Here is a 7,658-nt window from a genome sequence, read left to right as displayed (position 1 = left end):
TTGATGCGAAGTCTTTAGCTACACCACCGTATACTTTTGCAAGTACGTTAGTGATTGCTGCTGTTAGAGTTGTTTTACCGTGGTCAACGTGGCCGATTGTACCAACGTTTACGTGCGGTTTTACGCGTTCAAACTTTTCTTTTGCCATCTTAAAAAATTCCTATAAAGAAATTAACGCCTGACCCACTATTGGGCCAGACAAGCTAAATCATATAACAGCGCGAGCTGCAATTATTGCATCTGCAACGTTTTTAGCGGCTTCTGCATACTTCAAAAACTCCATAGAGTAAGATGCACGGCCTTGTGTTGCAGATCGCAGATCAGTTGCATAACCAAACATTTCAGAAAGTGGTACTTGCGCATTAATTTGCTTAAGACCACCGAATGCTTCTTCCATGCCTTCGATCATGCCGCGGCGACGGTTTAAGTCACCAACTACATCACCCATGTTTTCTTCAGGAGTGATAACTTCAACCTTCATTACTGGTTCTAGAAGAGCAGGGTTTGCTTCAAGCGCACCTTTCTTCATCGCCATTGAACCTGCAATCTTAAATGCCATTTCATTCGAGTCTACATCATGGAATGAACCATCATATAAAGTCGCTTTAACGCCAAGTAATGGGTAGCCTGCAAGCACACCTTGAGCCATTTGCTCTTGGATGCCTTTGTCTACCGCAGGGATGTATTCTTTAGGAACTGAACCACCAACGATTTCGTTAACGAATTCGTAAGTTGGCGCATCATCTTCCGAAATATCCATCGGTTCAAGTTTAAGCCAGACGTGACCATATTGACCACGACCACCTGATTGACGTACGAACTTCCCTTCAACTTCAACAGCTGAACGGATAGCTTCACGGTATGCTACCTGCGGCTTACCAACGTTACATTCAACACTGAATTCACGTTTCATACGGTCGACAATGATATCAAGGTGAAGTTCACCCATACCAGAAATAATAGTCTGGCCTGATTCTTCGTCAGTTTGTACTCTGAAAGACGGATCTTCTGCCGCTAGTTTACCTAACGCGATACCCATCTTATCTTGGTCAGCGACTGTGCGAGGCTCAACCGCAACAGAGATAACTGGCTCAGGGAACTCCATACGCTCAAGCGTAATGATTGAGTTCGGATCACACAGTGTCTCACCTGTTGTTACGTCTTTAAGACCAATAGCCGCTGCGATGTCGCCTGCGTAGACTACTTTGATCTCTTCACGTGAGTTTGAATGCATCTGAACGATACGACCAAGTCGCTCACGCTTACTTTTAACTGGATTGTATACCGCATCACCCTGTTTAACAGTACCAGAGTAAACACGGAAGAAGGTCAAGGTGCCAACGAACGGGTCTGTCGCAATCTTAAAAGCAAGTGCGGCAAACGGTGCGTTGTCATCAGCAGGACGTTCTTCCTCAGTACCATCTTCAACGATACCTTGGATTTGTTTCACTTGTGTTGGCGCAGGCATATATTCGATAACAGCATCAAGCACAGCTTGAACACCCTTATTCTTAAATGCACTACCACACGTCATTGGAACAATTTCGTTTGCTAATGTGCGCTGACGTAAAGCTGCTTTAATTTCAGCTTCGGTCAGGTCTTCACCTTCTAGATATTTGTCCATTAGTTCTTCTGATGCTTCAGCAGCGCTCTCAACCATGTGAGAACGCCATTCTTCTGCAAGCTCCAGAAGCTCTGCCGGAATGGCCTCATAAGTGAAAGTCATGCCTTGATCTTCGGCATTCCAGTTAATGGCTTTCATCTTAATAAGGTCAATAACACCTTTAAAGTCGTCTTCAGCACCAATTGGTAGCTGAATTGGAACAGGCGTTGCTCCAAGACGAGATTTCACCTGGTCCACAACTGTTAAGAAGTCAGCGCCAGTGCGATCCATTTTGTTTACGAAGATCATGCGAGGAACTTCGTATTTGTTCGCTTGACGCCAAACTGTCTCAGTTTGCGGCTGTACACCAGATGAAGCACAAAGAACAACTACCGCACCATCGAGTACGCGTAAAGAACGCTCTACTTCGATAGTGAAATCTACGTGTCCTGGCGTATCAATGATATTGATGCGATGGTCGTCAAATTGAGCGTCCATCCCTTTCCAGAAACACGTTGTTGCAGCAGAAGTGATTGTGATACCACGCTCTTGTTCCTGCTCCATCCAATCCATAGTTGCAGCACCATCATGTACTTCACCGATCTTATGAGAAAGACCCGTGTAGAACAGAACACGTTCTGTTGTGGTGGTTTTACCTGCATCTACGTGAGCGCAAATACCGATATTGCGATAGCGCTCAAGTGGAGTTGTACGTGCCATATGATCCTCTTAAAGGTTAAGGGCAGATTACCAACGGTAATGAGCGAATGCTTTATTCGCTTCAGCCATACGGTGAACGTCTTCACGTTTCTTAACCGCAGTGCCTTTGTTGTCAGCAGCGTCAACGATTTCTTGAGCTAAACGTAAGCCCATAGATTTTTCGCCACGCTTACGTGCAGCGTCTACTAACCAACGCATACCTAATGCGTTGCGACGTACTGGACGTACTTCAACTGGTACTTGGTACGTTGAACCACCAACACGGCGAGATTTAACCTCTACCTGTGGGCGAACGTTTTCAAGTGCAGCTTCAAAGATTTCAAGGTGCGACTTGCCTGATTTCTCAGCAGCCACGTCTAACGCACCATAAACGATTTTTTCAGCAGTAGATTTCTTGCCGTCTAACATTACTACGTTAACGAATTTAGCAAGAAGTTCCGATCCGAACTTAGGATCTGGAAGAATTTTACGTTGACCTATTACGCGTCTTCTAGGCATTTTGTATCTCCGGTATCTTCAGGTTTGCTCTTTTAGAGTCAATACCCAAAACAATTAATTTAAAAATTTAGTGCTTGGCCTTACTAACGGAGAACCATTAGCCCTTAGGGCGTTTAGCACCGTATTTAGAACGAGCTTGACGACGGTCGCTAACGCCTGCACAGTCAAGTGCACCACGTACAGTGTGGAAACGCACACCTGGTAAGTCTTTAACACGACCACCACGGATTAGGATTACACTGTGCTCTTGTAAGTTGTGGCCTTCACCACCAATGTAAGATGTTACTTCGAAACCGTTAGTTAAACGAACACGCGCTACTTTACGTAATGCAGAGTTTGGTTTCTTAGGTGTAGTTGTATATACACGAGTACATACACCACGCTTTTGCGGACAAGCTTTAAGTGCAGCTGAGTTACTTTTAGTAACTTTGCTACGACGTGGCTTACGCACTAGCTGGTTAATAGTTGCCATTTAAATAGCTCCTGAAATTAAAATTACTACTGAAAAAATAAAAAATCCGCCCTGTTTACATGCTCGTTACAAAACGTGCAGGCAAATGGGTGGCGGAATTTTAATGAGCAAAGTTTAACCTGTCAACCTTAACTCATCGTAAGGCAGAAGATAACTGCCTTACGATTTCTTAATCTATTGATTAAGCTGAGATTATTGGTTTCCAGAGATATCTGCGTTTAGTGCGTCAGTAAGTGCTTGAGTTGCCTCTTCAGCGCTTACTGTTTGCTCTTCAACGATTTCACCTTGCTTGCGACGGTTTAAACGGTCTTGGTGATACGCAAAGCCTGTACCAGCTGGGATCAGACGACCCACGATTACGTTCTCTTTCAGACCACGAAGCTCATCGCTCTTACCATTTACAGCGGCTTCAGTTAGGACACGAGTTGTCTCCTGGAACGATGCTGCAGAAATGAAAGATTCTGTTGCAAGTGACGCTTTAGTGATACCCATTAACTGGATTTCAAACTTCGCTGGGATCTTGCCTTGTTTCTCAAGTTCACGGTTAGAAATATTAACGCGTGCTACTTCAACTTGTTCACCGGCTAAGAACTCAGTGTCACCGCCGTCAAGGATGATACATTTACGTAGCATCTGACGAATAATTGTCTCAATGTGCTTGTCATTGATCTTAACGCCTTGCAAGCGGTAAACCTCTTGCACTTCGTTAACGATGTAGTTAGCTACATGAGTTACACCACGTAGGCGTAAGATGTCATGTGGTGACTCAGGACCATCGGCGATAACCTCACCTTTAGACACTTGCTCACCTTCGAACACGTTAAGTTGACGCCATTTAGGGATCATCTCTTCGTATGCGTCACCCTCAGCAGGAGTGATTACAAGACGCTTCTTACCTTTAGTTTCTTTACCGAAGCTGATGGTACCTGTGATTTCTGCAAGGATTGCAGGATCTTTCGGCTTACGTGCTTCGAATAAGTCAGCTACGCGAGGTAGACCACCCGTGATATCACGAGTCTTCGAACCTTCTTGCGGAATACGTGCTAGTACGTCACCTGGGTTTGCAGTTGCACCGTCTGTTACTTCAATCGTTGTGAATGAAGGAAGACGTGTTTCTTGCAGACCACGCTCATCGCTTTCGATGATTAGTTTAGGTTCTTTCGCATTCGCTTTACCTAAGTCTTTAACAACCACACGTGTTAAACCAGTTAACTCGTCTGTTTGTGCTTCGGTATTTGAGTCATCAATGTCGCTGAATGAGATTTTTGACTTGTGCTCAAGAACGATTGGGTGACTATGCGGGTCCCAAGTAGCAACGATGTCGTTACCTTGAACTTCTGCATTATCTTGTACTGCTAACACCGCACCGTAAGGTACTTTATAACGCTCTTTCTCACGACCAAAGCTATCGATGATAGTGATCTCTGTTGAACGAGACGTGATAACAATCTTACCGTCTGTGTTTAATACGTACTTCGCATTGTGTAACTTCAATGTACCGTTAGTTTTAACTTGTACACTGTTTTCAGCAGACGCTCGAGATGCCGCACCACCGATGTGGAAGGTACGCATCGTAAGCTGTGTACCCGGCTCACCGATTGATTGTGCCGCGATAACACCTACTGACTCACCTGGGTTGATGATGTGGCCACGCGCAAGGTCACGACCGTAACACTTAGCACATACACCAAAGTCATTATCACAAGTGATTACTGAACGAACGCGCACTTCATCCACTGAGTGCTCTTCTAAAAGGTCACACAGTTTTTCGTCAAGCATAACGTTACGCTCAACAAGTACTTCGTTAGTATTTGGAATTAATACATCTTCAGCAACAACACGACCTAGTACACGTTCACGAAGTGCTTCTACAACGTCACCACCTTCGATAAGCGGTTTCATTGTTAAGCCATCTTCTGTGCCACAGTCGTCTTCGTTGATTACTAAGTCTTGTGCAACGTCTACTAGACGACGCGTTAAGTAACCCGAGTTTGCTGTTTTAAGTGCTGTATCGGCAAGACCTTTACGCGCACCGTGCGTTGAGATGAAGTACTGTAGTACGTTTAGACCTTCACGGAAGTTCGCCGTGATTGGTGTCTCGATGATTGAACCATCTGGACGTGCCATTAGACCACGCATACCCGCTAACTGACGGATCTGAGCGGCGCTACCACGTGCACCTGAGTCTGCCATCATAAACACTGAGTTAAATGAAGATTGCTCTTCTTCTTCGCCTTTCGCGTTGATTACAGTGTCTTTTGATAAGTTCGCCATCATCTCACGTGATAAGTTTTCATTTACACGTGACCAGATATCGATAACTTTGTTGTACTTTTCACCAGCCGTTACAAGACCTGATTGGAATTGTTGGTTGATTTCAGTTACTTCAGCTTCCGCTGATTCAATGATTTCTGCTTTAACCGGTGGGATAACTAAGTCATCGATACCGATTGAAACACCTGACTTCATTGCGTAGTGGAAACCTGTGTACATTACTTGGTCAGCAAAGATAACGGTATCTTTAAGACCTAGACGACGGTAACACTCGTTTAATAAGCCAGAAATTTGTTTCTTACCTAGGGCTTGGTTGATTAACTCAAACGGCATGCCTTTAGGTAGGATTAGTGAAAGAATTGCACGACCTACTGTTGTTTCAACAATAGATACTTGCTCAACTGCTTCACCTTCTTCATTGTCAACTGTTTCGCTAATACGTACTTTTACGCGCGCATGTAGCTCAGCATTACCACTGCGGTATGCTTTTTCAGCTTCTTTAGGATCTTTAAATACAGTACCTTCGCCTTTCGCATTGATACGATCACGAGTCATGTAGTAAAGACCTAATACAACGTCCTGTGAAGGAACGATGATTGGCTCACCATTCGCTGGAGATAGGATGTTGTTTGTAGACATCATTAGAGCACGTGCTTCTAACTGTGCTTCAAGCGTTAACGGTACGTGTACCGCCATTTGGTCACCATCGAAGTCAGCGTTGTACGCCGCACAAACTAATGGGTGTAAATGGATCGCTTTACCTTCGATAAGCACAGGTTCGAACGCTTGGATACCCAAACGGTGAAGTGTTGGTGCACGGTTAAGTAATACTGGATGTTCACGAATTACTTCGTCTAATACATCCCATACTTCTGCCACTTCACGCTCAACCATCTTCTTAGCTGCTTTGATAGTCGTAGCCATGCCGCGACGCTCTAGTTTGCCGTAGATAAATGGTTTGAATAGCTCAAGTGCCATCTTCTTAGGAAGACCACACTGGTGTAGTTTAAGCGTAGGACCTACTGTGATTACAGAACGGCCAGAGTAATCTACACGTTTACCAAGTAAGTTCTGACGGAAACGACCTTGCTTACCTTTGATCATATCAGCAAGCGATTTAAGAGGACGTTTGTTAGAACCTGTGATCGCACGACCGCGACGACCGTTATCAAGTAGCGCATCTACCGCTTCTTGTAACATACGTTTTTCGTTGCGTACGATAATGTCTGGTGCTGCTAGATCTAATAGACGCTTAAGACGGTTATTACGGTTAATAACACGACGGTAAAGGTCATTCAGATCAGAAGTCGCAAAACGACCACCGTCTAGTGGTACTAATGGACGTAGATCAGGCGGAAGTACTGGAAGTACTGTCATGATCATCCACTCAGGGTTGTTACCTGATTGGTGGAAAGATTCCATTAATTTAAGACGTTTAGTGATCTTCTTACGCTTAGTTTCAGAGTTAATTGTTGGTAACTCTTCGCGCATTTCAGCAATTAATTGGCCAAGATCAAGTTCACGAAGCAAGTCTAATACTGCTTCTGCACCCATCTTCGCTTCAAACTCATCACCGTGCTCTTCAAGTGCATCTAGGTACTCTTCTTCACCTAAAAGCTGACCACGCTCAAGCGTTGTCATACCAGGCTCAGTTACTACGAATGATTCGAAGTAAAGTACGCGCTCGATGTCACGAAGTGTCATGTCTAGCATTAAGCCAATACGTGACGGTAATGATTTTAAGAACCAAATGTGCGCAACTGGGCTCGCAAGCTCAATGTGACCCATACGGTCACGACGCACTTTAGTAAGCGTTACTTCAACGCCACACTTTTCACAAATAACACCACGGTGCTTAAGGCGCTTATATTTACCACATAAACACTCATAATCTTTCACTGGGCCGAAAATACGGGCACAGAATAAGCCGTCGCGCTCAGGCTTGAAAGTACGGTAGTTGATTGTCTCAGGTTTCTTTACTTCACCGTATGACCATGAACGAACCATATCTGGCGAAGCAAGACCAATGCGAATTGCATCGAATTCTTCGGTCTTATTTTGTTGCTTCAGAAACTTAAGTAAGTCTTTCAC

At 44.5% G+C, this 7,658-nt stretch carries 5 protein-coding genes; all 5 read right to left on the bottom strand.

The window, feature by feature from the left end:
* A partial coding sequence (locus IRQ78_RS19955; protein WP_228482695.1) for a GTP-binding protein occupies nt 1–148 on the bottom strand: 148 nt, incomplete at its 3' end.
* A 60-nt stretch (nt 149–208) separates the two neighbouring features.
* On the bottom strand, nt 209–2,323 hold the full coding sequence (gene fusA / locus IRQ78_RS19950) for an elongation factor G (RefSeq protein ID WP_194442960.1): 2,115 nt from the start codon (nt 2,321–2,323) through the stop codon (nt 209–211).
* Nucleotides 2,324–2,350: 27 nt separating this feature from the next.
* Complete coding sequence (gene rpsG, locus IRQ78_RS19945) at nt 2,351–2,821, bottom strand: 30S ribosomal protein S7 (RefSeq protein ID WP_054554834.1); 471 nt, start codon at nt 2,819–2,821, stop codon at nt 2,351–2,353.
* A gap of 97 nt (nt 2,822–2,918) precedes the next feature.
* A complete protein-coding gene (gene rpsL, locus IRQ78_RS19940; RefSeq protein ID WP_002958885.1) occupies nt 2,919–3,293 on the bottom strand; it encodes a 30S ribosomal protein S12 in 375 nt (124 codons plus the stop codon).
* Nucleotides 3,294–3,485: 192 nt separating this feature from the next.
* Nucleotides 3,486–7,658 carry a DNA-directed RNA polymerase subunit beta' gene (gene rpoC / locus IRQ78_RS19935; RefSeq protein WP_054554832.1) on the bottom strand — a complete coding sequence of 1,391 codons (4,173 nt, stop codon included), beginning with the start codon at nt 7,656–7,658 and terminating at the stop codon, nt 3,486–3,488.

The sequence above is a fragment of the Pseudoalteromonas simplex genome, assembly GCF_015278155.1.
Taxonomy (GTDB): Bacteria; Pseudomonadota; Gammaproteobacteria; order Enterobacterales; family Alteromonadaceae; genus Pseudoalteromonas; species Pseudoalteromonas simplex.
The sequence above is the reverse complement of the archived record's forward strand: the minus strand, read 5'-3'. Positions and strand labels throughout refer to the sequence as shown.